The 18,562-nt window shown below is 71.6% G+C and carries 17 protein-coding genes; 12 read left to right on the top strand and 5 right to left on the bottom strand.

Translation table 11 applies throughout. The features are described from left to right. Positions 1-3: 3 nt before the first annotated feature. Positions 4-1,806 carry a gamma-glutamyltransferase gene (gene ggt / locus OG959_RS03980; RefSeq protein WP_326656619.1) on the top strand — a complete coding sequence of 601 codons (1,803 nt, stop codon included), beginning with the start codon at positions 4-6 and terminating at the stop codon, positions 1,804-1,806. Positions 1,807-1,968: 162 nt separating this feature from the next. Then, positions 1,969-2,814 (top strand): glycoside hydrolase family 75 protein, encoded by an 846-nt coding sequence (locus tag OG959_RS03975; protein ID WP_326656617.1) that lies wholly within the window; start codon positions 1,969-1,971, stop codon positions 2,812-2,814. Positions 2,815-2,846: 32 nt separating this feature from the next. Here the strand turns inward: OG959_RS03975 and map are convergent, their stop codons facing one another. After that, on the bottom strand, positions 2,847-3,614 hold the full coding sequence (gene map / locus OG959_RS03970) for a type I methionyl aminopeptidase (protein WP_326656616.1): 768 nt from the start codon (positions 3,612-3,614) through the stop codon (positions 2,847-2,849). Positions 3,615-3,655: 41 nt separating this feature from the next. On the opposite strand from map, the gene OG959_RS03965 reads away from it, so the two are divergent. The 5 genes from OG959_RS03965 to OG959_RS03945 all read left to right on the top strand — a co-directional run bounded on the left by OG959_RS03965 (position 3,656) and on the right by OG959_RS03945 (position 8,140). Next, complete coding sequence (locus OG959_RS03965) at positions 3,656-3,925, top strand: helix-turn-helix domain-containing protein (protein WP_326656615.1); 270 nt, start codon at positions 3,656-3,658, stop codon at positions 3,923-3,925. Between the two features lie 37 nt (positions 3,926-3,962). After that, a complete protein-coding gene (locus OG959_RS03960) occupies positions 3,963-4,343 on the top strand; it encodes a PPOX class F420-dependent oxidoreductase (RefSeq protein ID WP_326656614.1) in 381 nt (126 codons plus the stop codon). 152 nt (positions 4,344-4,495) lie between these two features. Beyond that, the gene (locus tag OG959_RS03955) at positions 4,496-5,839 is read left to right on the top strand and encodes a hypothetical protein (protein WP_326656613.1); all 1,344 of its coding nucleotides are present in this window, start codon (positions 4,496-4,498) and stop codon (positions 5,837-5,839) included. Positions 5,840-6,017: 178 nt separating this feature from the next. Beyond that, positions 6,018-6,860 (top strand): nitrilase-related carbon-nitrogen hydrolase, encoded by an 843-nt coding sequence (locus tag OG959_RS03950; protein WP_148021768.1) that lies wholly within the window; start codon positions 6,018-6,020, stop codon positions 6,858-6,860. Next, positions 6,857-8,140: an aspartate aminotransferase family protein gene (locus OG959_RS03945; RefSeq protein WP_326656610.1), complete on the top strand. Its 1,284-nt coding sequence runs from the start codon at positions 6,857-6,859 to the stop codon at positions 8,138-8,140. The genes OG959_RS03950 and OG959_RS03945 overlap by 4 nt, the downstream gene beginning before the upstream one ends. Positions 8,141-8,199: 59 nt before the next feature. Here the strand turns inward: OG959_RS03945 and OG959_RS03940 are convergent, their stop codons facing one another. Next, the gene (locus tag OG959_RS03940) at positions 8,200-9,138 is read right to left on the bottom strand and encodes a hypothetical protein (protein ID WP_326656609.1); all 939 of its coding nucleotides are present in this window, start codon (positions 9,136-9,138) and stop codon (positions 8,200-8,202) included. 521 nt (positions 9,139-9,659) lie between these two features. Between OG959_RS03940 and hydA the strand changes: the two genes are divergently transcribed. The 3 genes from hydA (at position 9,660) to OG959_RS03925 (ending at position 13,863) form a co-directional block, all read left to right on the top strand. Next, positions 9,660-11,081, top strand: a complete 1,422-nt coding sequence (hydA, locus tag OG959_RS03935; protein ID WP_326656608.1) for a dihydropyrimidinase — start codon at positions 9,660-9,662, stop codon at positions 11,079-11,081. Positions 11,082-11,235: 154 nt separating this feature from the next. After that, entirely contained in the window at positions 11,236-12,237 is a 1,002-nt protein-coding gene (locus OG959_RS03930; RefSeq protein WP_326656607.1) for a TIGR03842 family LLM class F420-dependent oxidoreductase, read from the top strand. A 75-nt stretch (positions 12,238-12,312) separates the two neighbouring features. Further along, a complete protein-coding gene (locus tag OG959_RS03925; RefSeq protein ID WP_326656606.1) occupies positions 12,313-13,863 on the top strand; it encodes an NCS1 family nucleobase:cation symporter-1 in 1,551 nt (516 codons plus the stop codon). On the opposite strand, the gene OG959_RS03920 is transcribed toward OG959_RS03925, so the two are convergent. Then, positions 13,826-14,599: a hypothetical protein gene (locus OG959_RS03920; protein WP_326656605.1), complete on the bottom strand. Its 774-nt coding sequence runs from the start codon at positions 14,597-14,599 to the stop codon at positions 13,826-13,828. The genes OG959_RS03925 and OG959_RS03920 overlap by 38 nt on opposite strands. Positions 14,600-14,802: 203 nt before the next feature. Here OG959_RS03920 and OG959_RS03915 point away from each other — a divergent pair, with 203 nt between their 5' ends. Both OG959_RS03915 and OG959_RS03910 read left to right on the top strand, forming a co-directional pair. Further along, positions 14,803-15,165 carry a hypothetical protein gene (locus tag OG959_RS03915; RefSeq protein ID WP_326656603.1) on the top strand — a complete coding sequence of 121 codons (363 nt, stop codon included), beginning with the start codon at positions 14,803-14,805 and terminating at the stop codon, positions 15,163-15,165. Positions 15,166-15,308: 143 nt separating this feature from the next. Beyond that, positions 15,309-16,766: an amidase gene (locus tag OG959_RS03910; RefSeq protein ID WP_326656601.1), complete on the top strand. Its 1,458-nt coding sequence runs from the start codon at positions 15,309-15,311 to the stop codon at positions 16,764-16,766. Here OG959_RS03910 and OG959_RS03905 read toward each other — a convergent pair. Together OG959_RS03905 and OG959_RS03900 are read right to left on the bottom strand one after the other, a co-directional pair. Continuing rightward, positions 16,699-17,574 carry a class I SAM-dependent methyltransferase gene (locus OG959_RS03905; protein WP_326656600.1) on the bottom strand — a complete coding sequence of 292 codons (876 nt, stop codon included), beginning with the start codon at positions 17,572-17,574 and terminating at the stop codon, positions 16,699-16,701. The two genes, OG959_RS03910 and OG959_RS03905, sit on opposite strands and share 68 nt — an antisense overlap. Continuing rightward, a complete protein-coding gene (locus OG959_RS03900) occupies positions 17,571-18,554 on the bottom strand; it encodes a carboxymuconolactone decarboxylase family protein (RefSeq protein ID WP_326656598.1) in 984 nt (327 codons plus the stop codon). Before OG959_RS03900 ends, OG959_RS03905 begins: the two co-directional genes overlap by 4 nt. Positions 18,555-18,562: the final 8 nt, after the last annotated feature.

The following is an 18,562-nucleotide window of genomic DNA, read 5'->3' as shown; positions in this document are numbered from 1 at the left end:
CGCATGAGGCGTTCCGTTGCGCGGAATGTGTCGTTGTTAGGTGTTCTCGCCGTTGTGGTGACGGTCGGGGCAGCCGCTCCGTCCTCCTCCGCGCCACCGGTCCCACCGCCTCCGAAGTCACCCGTGGCGGCCGGATACGGGGGAGCGGTCTCCAGCGTCGACGCCGATGCGACGGCCGCGGGCATCGAGGTGCTCCGCAAGGGCGGCAACGCGGTGGACGCGGCCGTCGCGACCGCGGCGGCGCTCGGGGTGACCGAACCGTACTCGGCGGGGCTGGGCGGGGGCGGCTACTTCGTGCACTACGACGCCCGCACCCGCACGGTGGAGACGATCGACGGCCGCGAGACCGCGCCGCGCAGCGCGGACTCCTCCCTCTTCCTGGAGAACGGGAAGCCCATCGCGTTCGAGTCCGCCGTCACCAGCGGCCTCGGCGTCGGGACCCCCGGCACCCCCGCGACCTGGGACGCCGCCCTCGACGCCTGGGGGAGCAGGTCGCTCCGGCAGGTCCTGCAACCGGCCGAGCGGCTGGCCCGCGACGGATTCGTCGTCGACAGCACGTTCCGCTCGCAGACCGAGGGCAACCGGGCCAGGTTCGCCGACTTCCCCGCCACCCGGAAGCTCTTCCTGCCGGGCGGCGCCCTTCCCGAGGTCGGTTCGGTCTTCAAGAACCCCGACCTGGCGCGTACGTATGACGAGGTCGGCCGCAAGGGGGTCGACGCGCTGTACCGGGGCAAGCTGGCGGACGACATCGTGCGGACCGTACGCAATCCGCCCGTGGACCCCGCGTCGGCCCGGGTGGTGCGTCCGGGGGACCTGACCGCGAAGGACCTGCGTTCCTACCGGGCTCTGCGCCAGGCACCCACCAAGGCCGGCTATCGCGGGCTCGACGTCTACGGCATGGCGCCGTCGTCGTCCGGTGGCACGACGGTGGGCGAGGCCCTCAACATCCTTGAGTCCACCGATCTTTCGAAGGCGAGCCAGGCGCAGTACCTGCACCGCTACATCGAGGCGAGCCGCATCGCCTTCGCGGACCGCGGGCGCTGGGTCGGGGATCCGGCGTTCGAGGACGTGCCGACGAAGGAGCTCCTCAGTCAGCGGTTCGCCGACTCGCGGGAGTGCCTGATCAGGGACGACGCGGTGCTCACCAGCCCGCTCGCCCCGGGGGACCCGCGCCACCCCGGTGACTGCGCCGGTACGGGGAAGGCCGCGCCGACGACGTACGAGGGTGAGAACACCACACACCTCACGACCGCCGACAAGTGGGGCAACGTCGTCGCGTACACCTTGACGATCGAGCAGACCGGCGGCAGCGGCATCACGGTGCCGGGGCGCGGATTCCTGCTCAACAACGAGCTGACGGACTTCTCGTTCGCACCGGCCGACCCGGCCGTCCACGACCCGAACCTGCCGGGTCCGGGCAAGCGGCCGCGGTCGTCGATCTCCCCGACCATCGTGCTGAAGCACGGCAAGCCGGTGCTGGCCCTGGGGTCGCCGGGCGGTGCCACGATCATCACCACCGTGCTCCAGTCGCTGATCGGTACGGTCGACCGGGGCCTGCCGCTGGTGGACGCCATCGCGGCGCCTCGCGCCAGCCAGCGCAACGCGGCGGCCACGGAGCTCGAACCGGGGCTGTGGAACAGCCCGGTCCGGGCCCAACTGGAAGCCCTGGGGCACGTCTTCAAGCCCAACCCGGAGATCGGGGCGGCGACGGGCGTGCAGCGGCTGCCGGACGGGCGTTGGCTGGCGGCGGCCGAGACGGAGCGGCGCGGCGGCGGTTCGGCCATGGTGGTGAGGCCGTCCCGATAGGGGTGTGATGGTTCGTCAGTAGTCGTACGGGCGGGGTCGGTCGGGCGCGGTGAGATGCGCGCCGGACCGGCCCCGCAGCCTCGACGGGGGCATGTCGGGGGGCGTCTTGGCTGATCTCAGCAAGGGAAAGACTCCTCACAGAAGGGCACCCCCACGGTGCGTATGCGAACGCTTGCCCTCGCCACGGTCTCCGGCGCCGCCCTGCTCGCGTCCGGATCCCTGACGCCCGCGGCCCGGGGCGGTTTGGTCCTGCGGTCCGCCGTGTTCACGCCGGTGCCGAAAGCGCGTCCGGTGGCGGTGGATCTCACTCCCGCCGCCTATGCCCGCCCGGCGTCCGACACCGGTCCGGCCGGGACCGCCCCGCCCCACCCTTCCGACGACCCCGCTCCTGCCGATGGCCCCGCTCCTGCCGATTCCGGCGAAGGTGCCGTCGGTGCGGCCGAGTTGCTGGCCAAGGTCGCCGCGTGCAAACCGATCTCGAACGGCTCCTACCGTACGGACGAAAGCGCCTCGCCGTCCGTGCCGGTGTGCGGGATGAACGGAGCCGTGTTCTGGAAGGCCGACCTGGACATCGACTGCGACGGCCAGGTGACCAAGGCCTGCAACGTGGACACCGACCCGTGGTTCCAGGGTGACACCGCGTTCCACACCTCCGGCGACCGGCCGCTGAACGCGGAGGAACTCCCGTACGTCGTGGTGCCGAGCCGCAGCTCCCTCTGGGACTTCAGCAGCTCGGGGATCAAGGGCGGCGGTGTCGTCGCCGTCGTCCACGAGGGAAAGGTGGAGTACGCCGTCGTCGGCGACACCGGACCCGCCGGGATCATCGGTGAGGCCTCCTACGCCACCGCCGAGGCGCTGGGGATCGATCCGGACCCGAAGGCGGGCGGCGTGGGATCCGGCGTCACGTACATCCTGTTCAAGGACTCCGTCGTCTCGCCGATCGAGAGCCACAGCGCGGCGGTGGCCGCCGGGCAAGACCTCGCCAGGGAGTTCCTGAAGAACAACTGACCGGAAGGCCGGGCCCTCCCGGCCGGAGGCCGTCAGAGGGCCGTCAGGATCCGGGGGCCGCCGTCCGTGATGGCCACCGTGTGCTCGGCGTGCGCGGCCCGGCTCCCGTCGTCCGTACGCAGGGTCCAGCCGTCCCGGTCCGGATGGAACCCGTCCCGGCCGCTGCCGATCAGCATCGGCTCGATGGCCAGCACCATGCCGTGCCGCAGCGGCATTCCGCGGCCGGGCCGTCCCTCGTTGGGGACGCCCGGGTCCTCGTGCATGGACCGGCCGATGCCGTGACCGCCGAATCCGTCCGGGATGCCGTAGCCGGCCGTGCGGCAGACCGTGCCGATCGCGTGCGCGATGTCACCGATCCGGTTGCCGACGACGGCCGCCGCGATGCCCGCCTCCAGCGCCTCGAAGGCCGTGTCGACGAGGCGGGTGTCCTCGGGCCGTGCGCGGCCGACGATGAAGCTGATCGCCGAGTCGCCGCACCAGCCGTCGAGCGTCGCGCCCGCGTCGATGCTCACCAGATCGCCGTCACGCAGCCGCAGATCGTTCGGGATGCCGTGCACGATCGCGTCGTTCACGGAGGCGCAGATCACGCCGGGGAAAGGGGTCGGCGCGAAATGCGGCCGGTAGTTCAGGAACGGCGATCCGGCGCCGGCCTCGCGCAGGACCCCGTGGGCCACTTCGTCGAGTTCGCGGAGTGAGACGCTGACGGCCGCCGCCTCGCGCGCGGCCGTCAGCAACTGCGCCACGACGCGGCCGGCCTCGCGCATGGCTTCGATGGATGTGTCTGTCTTGAGCTGCACCATGCCAATTACTATACCGGTCCGAGCGGTATTAGAATGACGGCATGGTTCGAACTCCTCTCACCCCCGAAGAGCGCCTGCGCGGCGAACGGCTCGGCCGGCTGCTCCGTGAGGCGCGCGGTCGCCGCAGCATGGCCGACATCGCAGGATGTGCCGGAATCTCGGCCGAGACGCTGCGCAAGATCGAGACCGGCCGGGCGCCGACTCCGGCCTTCTTCACCGTCGCGGCGCTCGCCGGGGCGCTCGGCATGTCCATGGATGAACTCCTCCTGCGGTGCGCCCCGGAGCCGGAGATCGTTCCACTCGCCGGGTAACGGGGCGAAGGGCGAAGGCCCTGAGTAGGGTTGGGGCATGAGCCTCCAGGACTTCGCCCGCAGCGAGTACGTCAGCCTCACCACCTACCGGAAGGACGGCACTCCGGTCGCCACGCCGGTCTGGGCCGCGGCTGACGGGAACGAGCTGTTCGTCTGGACCAAGAGCGATTCATGGAAGGTCAAGCGGCTGCGCAACGACAGTCGCGTCCGCGTCACCGTCTGTGATGTGCGCGGCCGGATCGCGGAGGGTGCCCCGAGCGCCGAGGGGACCGGCAGGCTGCTCGACGAGCAGGGTACGACCGGTGTGCGCAAGGCCATCGCCCGCAAGTACACCTGGAAGTACTGGCTGCTCGACTACCCGGCGATGATCGTCCGGCTCGGCAAGCGGCCGCAGACCGGGATCGCCATCACCTTCTGAGCCCGCATGCGGCATGCGGAGGGGGCGCGCCCGCCAACTTCCGCGCTCCTCCCGGACCTTGGGTGAAAAGTGCGTGTAGCCGTCCCGTAACACGACTGCGGTCGAATGCCTCCGGACTGGAAGGTTCCAGCCGACGGCGGCCGAGGGCGAAGATGACGGTGCATCAGCATGCTGTGTCCATAGGAGAGTTCGCGCACCATCTGCGAGAGGTGGCAGCGCTGCTCGATCCCGCGCGGGGTTGGTACGGGGTCTTCTGCCGGCGGGACCCCGAGGGGATGCGGGCCTGTCTGGCGGGGGCCGAGATCCCGCCCTGGGACGTCATGGAGTCGCTCTTCGCGGACCTCGCCGCGGTGCGTGGTGCCGCGTTCGCGGAGCGCGCCTCGGTGCGCGCGGCCGAGCTCTACGCCGCCTCCGCCGCCACCCATGACCGCCGCCCCGGCGGTCAGCGTCAGCTCGTGGAGCGCCTGGAGCTGATGCTGCGGGAACAGGCGAACGCGGCCGGGCGGCTGAGCGCGGCCCGGTCGGGTGGCGAGGCGGGCGGGGTGGACGCGGAGGCGGTCGCCTGGGCCCGCGACGACCACGCCCGGGCGTCGGCCCGCTGCACGGAGCTGCGCGGAAGACTGGCGGCGGTCTCGGCGCCGTCGGACTGGTTCCGTGCGGAAGGGGAAACTGCCCCCGGCTCACCGGACTCCCCTGCCGCGGCCCCGCCACGGCAACCCACGGCCATACGCGATGCCGCGCGCGAGAGCGCCGATCCGTCGCCGGTGCGCCGTGCGGGCGGGCCGGCCCGTACGAAGCCGCGGGGCGCACGTTTCGCCGGGCTGGAGGTCGAGGAGGAGGCCCCCGTGGCCGCTGCCCCCGTCCTGCCGGTCCCGCCCGTGGCGGCCGCCCAGCCACGCGGCGCCCGCTTCGGCGGCGCTCCCCGCACGGAGAGCGACCCGCCGGGGCCTGCGCCGGCGGCTCAGGACCAGGCCGCGCTGCGGTCCGCGCGGGCCACGGTCGCGAACCTGGTCCGGATGCGGACGGAGGGACTCGGCGGCGAGGCCCACGGCGTGCTCTGCGAGGCGGCGGCCGGGCCCGCGGAGCTGCTGCCCGCCCTCGCCGTCGAACTCCACCGGGCGGGGCTCGGCGCGGACTGGTCGACCCTGCTGTGGGAGGTGTCCTCGCTGCCCCCGGCCGAGCTGGCGGCAGCGGCGGACGCACTGGCCGGGGCGGGGCGACCGGAGGACTGCGGACATCTGTTGCGCCAGGGCGTGGCACGACCGCCCGCCGAGATCGCCGATGCCGTGATCGCCCTGGACCGGGCCGGCCGCGGCCCCCAGGCGCAGGCGCTGCTCGGCGCCTTCGTCCGCGTACGGACACCGCAGGACGCGGCCAGGATCGCGGAGAGCGACCCGCGCCGCCTCGTACCGCACCTGCTGGCGGCGGCCCGTACGGTCTCCGGGGCGCGGGAGCGGGACATCGAGCACGCCCTGCGTATCGCGGGTATCGGTTAGGACCATCCGGCCCAGCCCGGGCACTGGACCGCACGGGTGTGAAACGTGATCGACTCCGTCGGTTCACGGCGATGGTCTTGCCCCGCCGTGTGACGGGGCTTACGTTCTCCCCTACGCCCGTGTCTACGGGCGTAGAAACGCGAAGAGGCTCTCTGACGCCGCGTCGAAGGAGCAGCTCATGTCCCACGTCGTACGCGCCGCACTCGTCCAGGCGACCTGGACCGGCGACACCGAATCCATGATCGCCAAGCACGAGGAACACGCGCGCGAGGCCGCCCGGCAAGGGGCGAAGATCATCGGGTTCCAGGAGGTGTTCAACGCCCCCTACTTCTGCCAGGTGCAGGAGCCCGAGCACTACCGCTGGGCGGAGGCCGTGCCCGAAGGCCCGACCGTGCAGCGGATGCGGGAGCTGGCCCGCGAGACCGGCATGGTGATCGTCGTCCCGGTCTTCGAGGTCGAGCAGTCCGGCTTCTACTACAACACCGCAGCCGTGATCGACGCCGACGGCTCGTACCTCGGCAAGTACCGCAAGCACCACATCCCGCAGGTCAAGGGGTTCTGGGAGAAGTACTACTTCAAGCCCGGAAACGTCGGCTGGCCCGTCTTCGACACGGCCGTCGGCAAGGTCGGCGTCTACATCTGCTACGACCGGCACTTCCCCGAGGGATGGCGGCAACTGGGTCTCAACGGAGCACAGTTGGTCTACAACCCGTCCGCGACCTCGCGCGGCCTCTCCGGCTACCTCTGGCAGTTGGAGCAGCCCGCGTCCGCCGTCGCCAACGAGTACTTCATCGCCGCGATCAACCGTGTCGGCCAGGAGGAGTACGGCGACAACGACTTCTACGGAACCAGCTACTTCGTCGACCCGCGCGGCCAGTTCGTCGGCGAGGTGGCCAGCGACAAGGAGGAGGAACTCCTCGTCCGTGACCTGGACTTCGGCCTCATCGAGGAAGTCCGGCAGCAGTGGGCGTTCTACCGGGACCGCCGACCCGACGCGTACGAAGGGCTGGTGGAACCGTGAGCGGCCTGCACCACCGCCATCTGGCCGTCAGCCCCGACTGGCTGGCGCTCTACTACCGGCACCCGCTGGAGATCACCCACGGCGAGGGACGCCACGTCTGGGACGCGGACGGCAACCGCTACCTCGACTTCTTCGGCGGCATCCTCACCACGATGACCGCCCACGCGCTGCCCGAGGTCACCAAGGCGGTCAGCGAGCAGGCCGGGCGGATCATCCACTCCTCCACGCTCTATCTGAACCGGCCGATGGTCGAACTCGCCGAGCGCATCACCACACTCTCCGGCATCCCGGACGCCCGGGTCTTCTTCACGACCTCCGGCACCGAGGCCAACGACACGGCCCTGCTGCTCGCCACCACGTACCGCAGGTCGAACCAGATCCTTGCGATGCGCAACAGCTACCACGGCCGGTCCTTCTCCGCGGTCTCCATCACCGGCAACAACGCCTGGTCGCCGACGAGTCTCTCGCCGCTCCAGACCCTGTACGTGCACGGGGGCGTCCGCAGCCGCGGACCGTACGCGCACCTGGGGGACGGGGAGTTCATCGCCGCCTGCGTCGCGGACCTGGAGGACCTGCTCGGCCACACCCGGTCGCCCGCCGCGCTGATCGCCGAACCCATCCAGGGTGTGGGCGGGTTCACCTCCCCGCCCGACGGCCTGTACGCGGCGTTCCGTGAAGTCCTGAACCGGCACGGCATCCTGTGGATCTCCGACGAGGTGCAGACCGGCTGGGGGCGTTCCGGCGAGCACTTCTGGGGCTGGCAGGCGCACGGGAGGAACGGCCCGCCGGACATCCTCACGTTCGCCAAGGGCATCGGCAACGGCATGTCGATCGGCGGAGTCGTCGCCCGCGCCGACGTCATGAACTGCCTGGACGCCAACTCCATTTCGACGTTCGGCGGCTCTCCGGTCACGATGGCCGCCGGCCTCGCCAACCTGTCGTACCTCCTCGAACACGACCTCCAGGGCAACGCCCGACGCGTCGGCGGACTGCTCATCGAGCGCCTGCGGGCGATCGGCGCGGCCTCGGAGTGCGTGAGGGAGGTACGCGGGCGCGGTCTGATGATCGGCATCGAGCTGGTGAAGCCGGGCACGGACGAGGCGAACCCCGAAGCGGCCGCGGCCGTGCTCGAAGCGGCGCGGGAGGGCGGCCTGCTCATCGGCAAGGGCGGTGGTCACGACACCAGCGTGCTGCGCATCGCGCCGCCCCTCTCGCTCTCCATCCCGGAGGCGGAGGAGGGCGCGGGGATCCTCGCCGAGGCGCTTCGCTCGGTCGGGTGAGGACGGGGGTGCGGTGCCCGGCCGGACACCGCACCCCCGTGCCCGACGGGGCGCCCCGGCTACCCGACGCGCTCGAACGTCACGAAACCGCCGAAGTTCTCGTCGTCGGTGCCCCACAGGCCGAGCCGTCCGGGCAGGAAGGCGATGGCCTCGATCTTCCGGTTGTCCTGCCGGGTGAAGCGGCTCAGCGGGGTGAGGGCGTGCCGGGGCTTCATCCGCAGTACCGCGTCATTGGCCCGGTTCACGGTGAGCCGGCCGGCGTCGTACACGGCGGAGGCGAACGGCCCGTCGTTCACGTTGGGGTCCGAGGCCGACGACACGAGTACGGTGCCGTCGTCGAGCACCTTCAGGTCGCTGATGTGGCGCACCTCGTCCTGGTCCGGGAACGGCACGGCGAACTCCTGCCGCGCCGAGACCGTGCCGAAGGAGAGGCCGTTCGGCCCGACGCGTACCGAAGCGGCGTGCACGACGGCCTGCTGCGCACCGCTGCCCCGCGTCGCCCACACGGCGAAGGTCCGTCCCGACCGGTCGCGGTGCAGCGCGAAACTCTCGTAGTTGTCGCCGACCTGCCGGCCCGGCAGGGCGACGGGCTCGTCCTCGGCCGTCGCCCGGCCGTCCGCGACGACCATGTGGTACGCCTCGCCCCGGCTGGCGACGGCGATGTAGTGGCCGGGGCGGCCCGGCACCGCGTCAAGAGCCTCCAGGTCCGTGGGGAGCACGCCGAACCAGGGGAGCTCCGTGACGGCGGGAGCCTGACCGGGCCGCAGGCGTACGGCCGCCAGCCTGCTCTCCCGGTCTCCCTTGTTGTCCCGGACGACGACGGCATCGGCCAGACCGGGGCCCGCGGGCGCACCCTCGACGAGCGCGATACCGCTCACCCCGCCCTGGAGCCCGGAGCCGACCCGCTGCCACCCGTCGGAGGCGGCGGTGGCGCTCAGGGGAGCGGCGGCGAGGGACGCGCAGAGCACCGCCGTGACGATGATTCCGTTTCTGATCATGGAGCGAAGCTAAGGGCTGTCCCGCAATTCCTGGTGGATCAGCGCGCGGCGTCAGATGCGCATCGCAAGGCGGACAGGTGCCCGCATACTGGATGTATTCGGGCGTTTCGACAACGGGGGGGGTCCCCCCGTGCCGTTGAGGCTACGGGGGAGAGGTGCCGTAGCTGTCGTCGTGCGCCCGCCAGGAATTGCGGGACAGCCCTTAGGCGGCGGCCCGGGGCCCCGGCCGGACCGCGGCGTCCCGTCGCCCGAAGTTCCCCCGCACGAGCCCGCCGCGCTCGCCCGTACGGGCCGGGGCGGTCCCGTACCGCGCAGCCCGTGTATACGACGCGGGGCGCGAACCACCCGGACGGCGGAACGGCCCGCGGACTGGGCCGGTCGAGTGCCGGACGGGTGAAACAGAAACGTCTTCAGCGGTTAGCGGCAGCGGTATTGCCACAGTGGGTAACCCACTTCTACGTTCTTCATCACGCACCTTGTCTACGTGCGTAGACCCGTTCCGCCACAGTGAGGAGGGGTACATGAGCCGCACCGTCATCCACGGTGGCCTCGTCGTCACCGCGTCCGACGAGATCCACGCCGACGTACTCGTCGAGGGCGGCCGCATCGCGGCACTCGCCGCGCACGGCACCGAAGCCGCGGCAGGCTGGACCGCCGACCGGACCATCGACGCCACCGGGAAGTACGTCATCCCGGGCGGTGTCGACGCGCACACCCACATGGAGATGCCGTTCGGCGGCACCTACGCCGCGGACACCTTCGAGACCGGCACCCGCGCCGCGGCCTGGGGCGGCACCACCACGATCGTCGACTTCGCCATCCAGTCCGTGGGGCGCTCCCTGCGCGAAGGACTCGACGCCTGGTACGCCAAGGCGGACGGCAACTGCGCCATCGACTACGCGTTCCACATGATCCTCGCCGACGTGAACGACTCGTCGCTCAAGGAGATGGACCTGCTGGTCGCGGAGGGCGTCACCTCGTTCAAGCTCTTCATGGCCTACCCCGGCGTCTTCTACAGCGACGACGGGCAGATCCTCCGCGCCATGCAACGGGCCGAGTCCAACGGCGGCCTGATCATGATGCACGCCGAGAACGGCATCGCCATCGACGTCCTCGTCGAGCAGGCCCTCGCCGCCGGCCGCACCGACCCCCGCTACCACGGGGACGTACGCAAGGTGGCGCTGGAGGCCGAGGCCACGCACCGCGCCATCCAGCTCGCCCGCGTCGCCGGCTCGCCGCTGTACATCGTGCACGTCTCCGCCGACGAGGCCCTCGCCGAGATCGCCGCCGCCCGCCACAAGGGCCTGCCCGTCTTCGGCGAGACGTGCCCGCAGTACCTCTTCCTCTCCACCGACAACCTCGCCGAGCCGGACTTCGAGGGCGCCAAGTACGTCTGCTCCACCCCCCTTCGGCCCAAGGAGCACCAGGACGCGCTGTGGCGGGGGCTGCGGAACGACGAACTCCAGGTCGTCTCCACCGACCACTGCCCCTTCTGCTTCTCCGGCCAGAAGGAGATGGGCCGCGGAGACTTCTCGAAGATCCCCAACGGCATGCCGGGCGTCGAGAACCGGATGGACCTCCTGCACCAGGCGGTCGTCGACGGCCACATCTCGCGCCGCCGCTGGATCGAGATCGCCTGCGCCTCCCCGGCCAGGATGTTCGGCCTCTACCCGAAGAAGGGCACCATCGCGCCCGGGGCCGACGCCGACATCGTCATCTACGACCCGGCGGCCCGGCAGACCATCTCCGCCGAGACCCACCACATGAACGTCGACTACTCGGCGTACGAGGGAAGGCAGCTCACCGGTCAGGTGGAGACGGTGCTCTCGCGCGGCGAGGTCGTCATCGACCGCCGTACGTACACCGGCCGCGCCGGTCACGGCATGTACACCCCCCGCGCCACCTGTCAGTACCTCAACCAGGCGGTGTCCCGCCGGCCCTGACCGGTTCCGCGGCGTCCGGCACGGCACCTCGCCGCGTTACCGAAACGCCCCAACAGCTCCGCTGTCAAGACGCTCCGGCGCCTTGCGACGCACCGCACCGGACGCCGCGGCCTGTCCGGCCCCGACCGACGAGACACCCCTAGGAGCACCTGGCATGGACTTCGGACTCGTCCTGCAGACGGACCCGCCCGCCTCGGCCGTCGTCGGCCTGATGCGACGCGCCGAACGCAACGGCTTCCGCTACGGCTGGACCTTCGACTCGGCGGTGCTCTGGCAGGAGCCCTTCGTCATCTACAGCCGCATTCTCGAACACACCGAACGCCTCGTCGTGGGCCCCATGGTGACGAACCCGGGCACCCGCACCTGGGAGGTGACCGCCTCCACCTTCGCCACCCTCAACGACATGTACGGCAACCGCACGGTCTGCGGCATCGGCCGCGGCGACTCCGCGATGCGCGTCGCCGGACGCAGCCCCAACACCCTGGCCCGGCTCGGCGAGGCCATCGACGTCATCCGCGACCTCGCCGAGGGACGCGAGGCGCTCGTCGACGGTCAGCCGGTCCAGATCCCCTGGGTCAAGGACGGCCGGCTGCCCGTCTGGATGGGCGCGTACGGCCCCAAGGCCCTGGCGCTCGCCGGGCAGAAGGCCGACGGCTTCATCCTCCAGCTCGCCGACCCCTTCCTCACCGAATGGATGATCAAGGCCGTACGGGACGCTGCCGCCGAAGCCGGCCGCGACCCGGACTCCGTCACCATCTGCGTAGCCGCGCCCGCCTATGTGGGCGACGACCTCGACCACGCCCGTGAGCAGTGCCGCTGGTTCGGCGGCATGGTCGGCAACCACGTAGCCGACCTGGTCTCCCGCTACGGCGAGCACTCCGGCCTCGTCCCCGAGGCACTGACCGCGTACATCGCCGGACGCTCGGGATACGACTACAGCCACCACGGCCGCGCCGGGAACCCCGACACCACCTTCGTCCCCGACGAGATCGTCGACCGCTTCTGCCTGCTCGGCCCGCCCGAGGCGCACATCGAGAAGCTCAAGGCCCTGCGCGACCTCGGCGTCGACCAGTTCGCCGTCTACAACATGCACGACGCCCGCGAGGCGACCATCGACGCCTACGGATCCGAGATCATCCCCGCACTCAACGGCTGACCACCGCTTCCCTCCGGTCGTACGCACCCCCCCCGCCCCGCACGGCACCGTCCCCGAGCGAAGGGTCCAGCAGCCATGACATCGACCGCCCCACCGCCACCGCCTCAGGACCGGATACCCACGGCCCCGGACCGCGTCGAACTCCCCGCCGACGCCGCTCCGGACGACAGCCGGTTCGTCAACGCGGACCTCCTGCCCGTCCCGTTGGAGCGGCGCAACTGGACCACGTACAACTTCGCCGCTCTCTGGGTCGGCATGGCCCACAACATTCCGTCCTGGCTCCTCGCCTCCGGTCTCGTCGCCCTCGGCATGGACTGGAAACAGGCGGTCTTCACCATCGCGCTCGCCAACCTGATCGTGCTGGGGCCCATGCTGCTCACCGGGCACGCGGGCCCCAAGTACGGGATCCCCTTTCCGGTGCTGGCCCGCGCCTCGTTCGGGCTGCGCGGTGCCAATCTGCCCGCCCTGATCCGGGCCGCGGTGGCGTGTGCCTGGTTCGGCATCCAGACCTGGATCGGCGGCGTCGGTATCTTCACCCTGCTCGGGAAGATCTTCGGCGGCTGGGCGGAGGCGAACGAGATCGGCGGGCAGCCGTGGACGCTCTGGCTCTGCTTCGTCCTGTTCTGGGCCCTCGAGCTGGCCATCATCTACCGGGGGATGGACACCCTTCGCCGGTTCGAGAACTGGGCGGCGCCGTTCGTCATCGTCGGCGCGCTGGTGCTGCTGGTCTGGGTCGCCGTCAAGGCCGGCGGATTCGGCCCGCTGCTGGACCAGCCCTCCGAGCTCGGCTGGGGCAAGGAGTTCTGGCCGGTCTTCTTCCCCTCCCTGATGGGCATGATCGCGTTCTGGGCCACGCTCTCCCTGAACATCCCGGACTTCACCCGCTTCGGTGCCGGCCAGCGCGCCCAGATCCGCGGCCAGTCGCTCGGTCTGCCCACGACGATGACGCTCTTCGCGCTGCTCTCCGTCCTGGTGACCTCCGGCTCCCAGGCCGTGTACGGCGAGGCGATCTGGGACCCGGTCCAGCTGGTCGCCCGTACCGACAACGTCTTCGGGCTCCTGTACGCGCTCGTGACCGTGCTGGTGGCGACGATCTCCGTGAACATCGCGGCGAACGTCGTCTCACCGGCGTACGACCTGGCGAACCTCGCGCCGAAACTGATCAACTTCCGTACGGGTGCGCTGGTCACGGGCGTCGTCGGCGTCGTGATCATGCCGTGGAAGCTCACCGAGACGCCCGAGCTGTACATCTTCACCTGGCTCGGACTCGTCGGCGGGCTGCTCGGTACGGTGGCGGGCATCCTGATCGCCGACTACTGGATCGTCCGGCGCACGGTGCTCGACCTCGCCGACCTGTACCGGCCCGGCGGCCGCTACTGGTACACGAACGGCTGGAACTGGCGGGCCGTCGCCGCCTTCGCCGTCGGCGGCGTCCTGGCGATCGGCGGCTCGCACTCGGAGCCGGGAAAGGGGCCGTTCCCGGCGGACGGCCTGGTCCCGTTCCTGAAACCCCTCGCCGACTACGGCTGGGCGGTCGGGCTGGCGTCCTCGCTGGTGCTGTACGTGGTGCTCACCGGGCGAGGGACCGTCACACCGGGCTCGTCGACCGCCCCAGCAGCGCGCTGACGTCGAACGAGTCGGCCGGCGAGGGCGTGGTCCTGGGCACAGGTTCGTCGAAGGCGGAGAAGCCCACGACCGCGTCCGCGCCGTTGCCCTCGATCGTGAGGCGCAGCGGATACGGCTTGCCGGTGGCCGCGACGTCCAGCGTCAGGGTGGTGCCGTCGCGCATCCTGGTCAGCGGAATGACGGACGCCTCGCCGAGCGTGGTCTCCGCGCCCTTGTTGAGCGTGCCCCTGTCGTCGTTCGCGTTGTCGCTGACCAGCTTCTGGAACGTGTTCAGGTCACAGGTCTTGGTGAGGGCGCTCAGCCGGGGGTCGTCGGCCGATCCCTTCATGTAGCGGTCGCCGACGATCGCGGCGAAGGCCGAACCGCCGTTGGGGACCTGGTTCTTCCAGAAGTCCGCGTCCGGCTTGATCCAGATGTCGTCGCCCCGCTTCACGATCAGCGCCGAGCCCTGGCTGTTGCCGAGATCCACCGAGCCGTTGCAGTTGCCGTCCCGGTCCAGGGTGAGCTCCAGAGACATGGGCGTACTGCCCTTGCCGAGGTCCCCGCTCGTACTCAGGTGCACGGACTGCGCGCTGAGCAGCGCGTCGCGGGAGCGGTCGGCGATCTGCTGCGCGGTGAGGTGGTCGATGTCCTCCGCGTGGGCCGTGCCGGCCCCGGCGATTGCGCTGCCGGTGACGGAGAGAACGATCGCCGCAGTCCATGCGGCGGGGCGTGTGCCGAGGTGTGGACCGGTCACGTCGCCTCCTCGAAGGGTCGTGGCGGGACTGTCCGGGTCTGCGGCCCGATCTTCCGAGCGTACGCCGGGCGGGGGGTGGCCGCCCGGCGGCGGGGCGACGCTCCACCTCGGGTGCGTACACAGCGTGACGTTGTGTGCTGTGATCGGTTAAGGGGGCGGGGGACGGTTGTAGGCACCGCCCTCGTCACGACCGAGAGGGAGACATGAAGAAGTCCATGGGGAGCCGCTCCAGGGTTGCCGCCCGGGCCGCCGCCGTCGCAGGGCTGACCGCGGCACTCGCGGTGTCCACCGGTCTGGCCACGGCCGCCTCGGCCACGGCTCCGGCGAAGACGCCGCCGGGACTTTCCTGCGAGACGGGCAAGCACGCCATCGACGACTACACCGGCTACGCGCTCTGCCGCAACAACGGCTCCGTGGCGCAGACCTTCTGGGTGCACCTGGTCTGCGGCTGGTCCCCGGACGTCGACGGTGAGCACGTCACGCTGAACCCCGGGCAGTCCGGTCAGTCGACCGCGCACTGTGCCGGGCTCGGTACCGGAATCGGTGAGATCACCGTTCAGCCGTAGGGCGGGCGGCGCCCGGGCCCATGGCACCGCCCACGGGGCCCGGGCGCACGGTTGAGGGATCGGCCATGACTCGTTACCCTTCAGTAATTTCGTTCGGGCGGACAGGTGCGCGCACCTGACGGTACGAGGGAGGCGGGCAGCCCATGTCCTCAGTGGAATCCACCGGAACGGACGTCGGGACCCCGGCCGGGCTGGCCGACAGCGCGCGGGCCCTCGCGGAGGGCCGTACCACCTCCACCCGGCTGGTCACCGAGGCCCTCGCCCGGATCGAGGCGAGCCGGAGCACCCTGAACGCCTTCCGGCACCTGCGTGCGAGCGCCGCACTCGCCGAAGCCGCGGAGGCCGACCGCCGGCTCGACGCGGGGGAGCGGCTGCCGTTGCTCGGGGTGCCCGTCGCCGTCAAGGACGACACCGATGTCGCCGGGCTGCCCACCCATTTCGGCTGCGCGGGAGAGCGGCCCGCCGCGACCGCCGACAGCGAGTCCGTGCGCCGGCTGCGCGCCGCCGGGGCCGTGATCGTGGGGAAGACCAACTCCTGCGAACTGGGCCAGTGGCCGTTCACCGAGGGATCCGCCTTCGGCGCCACTCGTAATCCGTGGAACACCGCGCACACCCCGGGCGGCTCGTCCGGCGGCTCGGCGGCCGCCGTCGCCGCCGGACTGGTGCCCGCCGCGCTCGGCTCCGACGGGGCCGGGTCCGTCCGCATCCCCGCAGCCTGGACCCACCTCGTCGGCATCAAACCGCAGCGCGGCCGGATCTCCGTGCACCCCCACAGCGACGCCTTCCAGGGGCTCACCGTCAACGGCCCCCTGGCCAGGACCGTGGCCGACGCCGCGCTCCTGCTGGACGCCGTCGCGGGCGCCCACCCCGACGACCCGCACCGCCCGCCGCCCGTACGGGCCTCGGCCGCCGCACGCCGCGACCCGGGCCGGCTGCGCATCGCACTGGCCTGGCGCCCCCCGCTCACCCTCACCGGTGCGGCGCCGCACCCGGACGTGCGCCGCACGGTCACCGAACTCGCCGAGGCGCTGGCCCGGCTCGGCCACCACGTCGAGGAGGCCCGGCCCCGCTACGGGCTGATCGGCCTCGGCTTCCTCCCCCGCGCCACCGCGGGCATCGCCGAACTCGCCGCCCTGCACCCCGAACCCGCGCTCCTGGACCCCCGCACCCGCAGCGCCCTGCGCACCGGCACCCGGCTCGGCGGCCGGGTGGTGCGGGCGGCACGCGCGCGGGAGGTGCGCCAACACCGGCGGATCGGCGCCCTGTTCCACCCCTCCCGCGGGAGGGGTGGAAAAGGGCGCTCGGGATTTGACGTGTTGCTCACCCCGACGACCGCCCTGCCGCCTCCCCCGATCGGCAGGTTCGACGGACTGAGCGCCTGGCGCACCGATGTGGCGATGACCGAGGCCTGCCCGTACGCCTGGCCGTGGAACGTGCTCGGCTGGCCCGGAATCAACGTCCCCGCAGGCTTCACTTCCGGCGGGCTCCCCGTCGGGGCCCAACTGCTCGGCCCCTCCCGCAGCGAGGAACGGCTCATCTCGCTGGCCGCCCAACTGGAGGCCGACCGCCGCTGGTACGAGCACCGCCCGCCGGCCGTTTGACGAAGAACCTAAGGGCTGTCACCACCCACACGCCCGCCCGAAGCATCACCCCGCGCGGCGATTCATGGGGCCGCAAAGCCTCGGTCATCGCGGCACGTGTGGCTCCGGAGACCGTGAGACCGGGGGCGCGCGAGACGAAGAACTCGACCGCGTCCGCCGCGTCCTTCCCCCAGCAGGTGTCGGCGCTCACCCCCGTCACCCCGATGTCCGTGAAGCCCGCCGCGCCCAGGACCTCGTGGATGCGTTCCGGCTCCGAGAGCGAGGCCATCGCCGTGGCCACCGCGTTCTCGGTGGTGTGATCCCGTCCCAGCAACGAGGCCAGCAGGCCCAGTGCCTTGCGCTCCTCCCCGTCCGGCTGCGCGGGCTGCGGGCAGAGGAACGCCAGCCGGCCGCCCGGCCGCAGCGCCCCCGCGATGTTGGTGAACGCGGCGACGGGGTCGGCGAAGAACATCACGCCGCCCCGGCTGATCGCCAGGTCGTATCCGCCGGGTTCGAACGCGCAGCTCTGCGCGTCGTCCAACCGGTAGGCCACCTGCGGAAACCGTTCGGCGTCGGTGAGTTCGACGGCCCGTCCGACGAGCGGCGCCGAGATGTCGACACCGGTGACCCGGCCGCCCGGCGCGCGCCGCGCTGCCATGCGCGTCGTGTGCCCGCTGCCGCAGCCGATGTCCACCACCCGGTCCCCGGCGGCGATCGCCGCCGCGTCGAACAGGGCGGCGTCGAACCCGTCCAGCATGGCGTCGTAGCGGTCCGGGTGGGCGGCCCAGTGCTGCCCCAGCGGTCCGTTCCAGGCTTCGGCGACGGTCATGCGTGCTCCTTCGTCCCCAGGGTGAGCGTGGCCTCGACGCGCCCCATGGCGCAGATCGCACCGAACGCGATCAGATGGACCAGACAGTGATCGGTGAACGGCGGTGCGAGCCAGGCGGCCACGTCCTCGTCCGTGATCCGGTAAGGGGCGCGGGCCGCGAGGAGCGCCAGCCGGGCACCCGGGCGCTCGGCCCGGTCCGGCAGGTCCGCTCCGTGCAGGGGAAGCGGGGTGACACCGTCCCAGGCCGCCACCGCCTCCCGTACGAACGCCGCGTCCTCGTCGCTCAGCAGCCCGGCACCCAGCTCCGCCGCGGTGCGCAGGGCCCCGTACGCCGTGCCGACGGCGGTGCCCGCCGCCCAGGCGGGTGCTTCGCCCTCCGTTTCGAGCAGCGGCAGGCTCAGACCTGTCACCAGCTCGCGGCGCACGTTCCTGGCCAGGGAGCGGCCCGCCGCACTCCGCACGGCACGGATCCGCTGGAGACCGCCGGGCAGCATGCTCTCGGTCAGCAGCGCGGAGACGATCCGGTTGATGAAGTGGAAGGTGAGCGCGGTACCGATGTGTTCGGGTGCCGCGGTGGGACCGAAGGGCTGCGGTGTGCTCATGTCCTTCCCCCAGGCCAGCAGCCGGCGATGGGCGGGATCGGCCGGCTGCTCGCCGCGGGCGATCGTCTCCGCCAGCCGGTGGTCGCCGGTGGCGTGCAGCAGCACGGTGTGCGCGTCCACGCAGAACGGGCAGCGGTTGGCGAGCGACACCCCGGCCGCCACCACCTCCTTGTCCGTACGGGAGACCTGTCCGGCCAGAAGCGATTCGCGCGCCAGCGCCCAGGCCGAGGTGAGGAGCGGAGGAGAGGCGGAGAGGACGACGAACGTCGGGGCGCGCTCGATCCCGAAGTCGGTGGACATCTGGGCGTACACGTCGGCGACCACTCCGGTCGCGGACTTCGGAGGTACGGGTGAGGTGTAGCGGAAAGGTCCGGTCATGGCGACGA

The sequence above is a fragment of the Streptomyces sp. NBC_00385 genome, assembly GCF_035917155.1.
In the GTDB taxonomy this organism is placed as follows: Bacteria; Actinomycetota; Actinomycetes; order Streptomycetales; family Streptomycetaceae; genus Streptomyces; species Streptomyces poriferorum.
Note: the sequence above shows the minus strand (reverse complement) of the source record. Positions and strands in the feature narration are given on the sequence as shown.

Bases quoted from the DNA above. Each gene is read 5' to 3' on its own strand.
- ggt (WP_326656619.1), top strand. From the start codon at position 4: ATGAGGCGTTCCGTTGCGCGGAATGTGTCGTTGTTAGGTGTTCTCGCC.
- OG959_RS03975 (WP_326656617.1), top strand. From the start codon at position 1,969: ATGCGAACGCTTGCCCTCGCCACGGTCTCCGGCGCCGCCCTGCTCGCG.
- map (WP_326656616.1), bottom strand. From the start codon at position 3,614: ATGGTGCAGCTCAAGACAGACACATCCATCGAAGCCATGCGCGAGGCC.
- OG959_RS03965 (WP_326656615.1), top strand. From the start codon at position 3,656: ATGGTTCGAACTCCTCTCACCCCCGAAGAGCGCCTGCGCGGCGAACGG.
- OG959_RS03960 (WP_326656614.1), top strand. From the start codon at position 3,963: ATGAGCCTCCAGGACTTCGCCCGCAGCGAGTACGTCAGCCTCACCACC.
- OG959_RS03955 (WP_326656613.1), top strand. From the start codon at position 4,496: ATGACGGTGCATCAGCATGCTGTGTCCATAGGAGAGTTCGCGCACCAT.
- OG959_RS03950 (WP_148021768.1), top strand. From the start codon at position 6,018: ATGTCCCACGTCGTACGCGCCGCACTCGTCCAGGCGACCTGGACCGGC.
- OG959_RS03940 (WP_326656609.1), bottom strand. From the start codon at position 9,138: ATGATCAGAAACGGAATCATCGTCACGGCGGTGCTCTGCGCGTCCCTC.
- hydA (WP_326656608.1), top strand. From the start codon at position 9,660: ATGAGCCGCACCGTCATCCACGGTGGCCTCGTCGTCACCGCGTCCGAC.
- OG959_RS03930 (WP_326656607.1), top strand. From the start codon at position 11,236: ATGGACTTCGGACTCGTCCTGCAGACGGACCCGCCCGCCTCGGCCGTC.
- OG959_RS03925 (WP_326656606.1), top strand. From the start codon at position 12,313: ATGACATCGACCGCCCCACCGCCACCGCCTCAGGACCGGATACCCACG.
- OG959_RS03915 (WP_326656603.1), top strand. From the start codon at position 14,803: ATGAAGAAGTCCATGGGGAGCCGCTCCAGGGTTGCCGCCCGGGCCGCC.
- OG959_RS03910 (WP_326656601.1), top strand. From the start codon at position 15,309: ATGTCCTCAGTGGAATCCACCGGAACGGACGTCGGGACCCCGGCCGGG.
- OG959_RS03905 (WP_326656600.1), bottom strand. From the start codon at position 17,574: ATGACCGTCGCCGAAGCCTGGAACGGACCGCTGGGGCAGCACTGGGCC.
- OG959_RS03900 (WP_326656598.1), bottom strand. From the start codon at position 18,554: ATGACCGGACCTTTCCGCTACACCTCACCCGTACCTCCGAAGTCCGCG.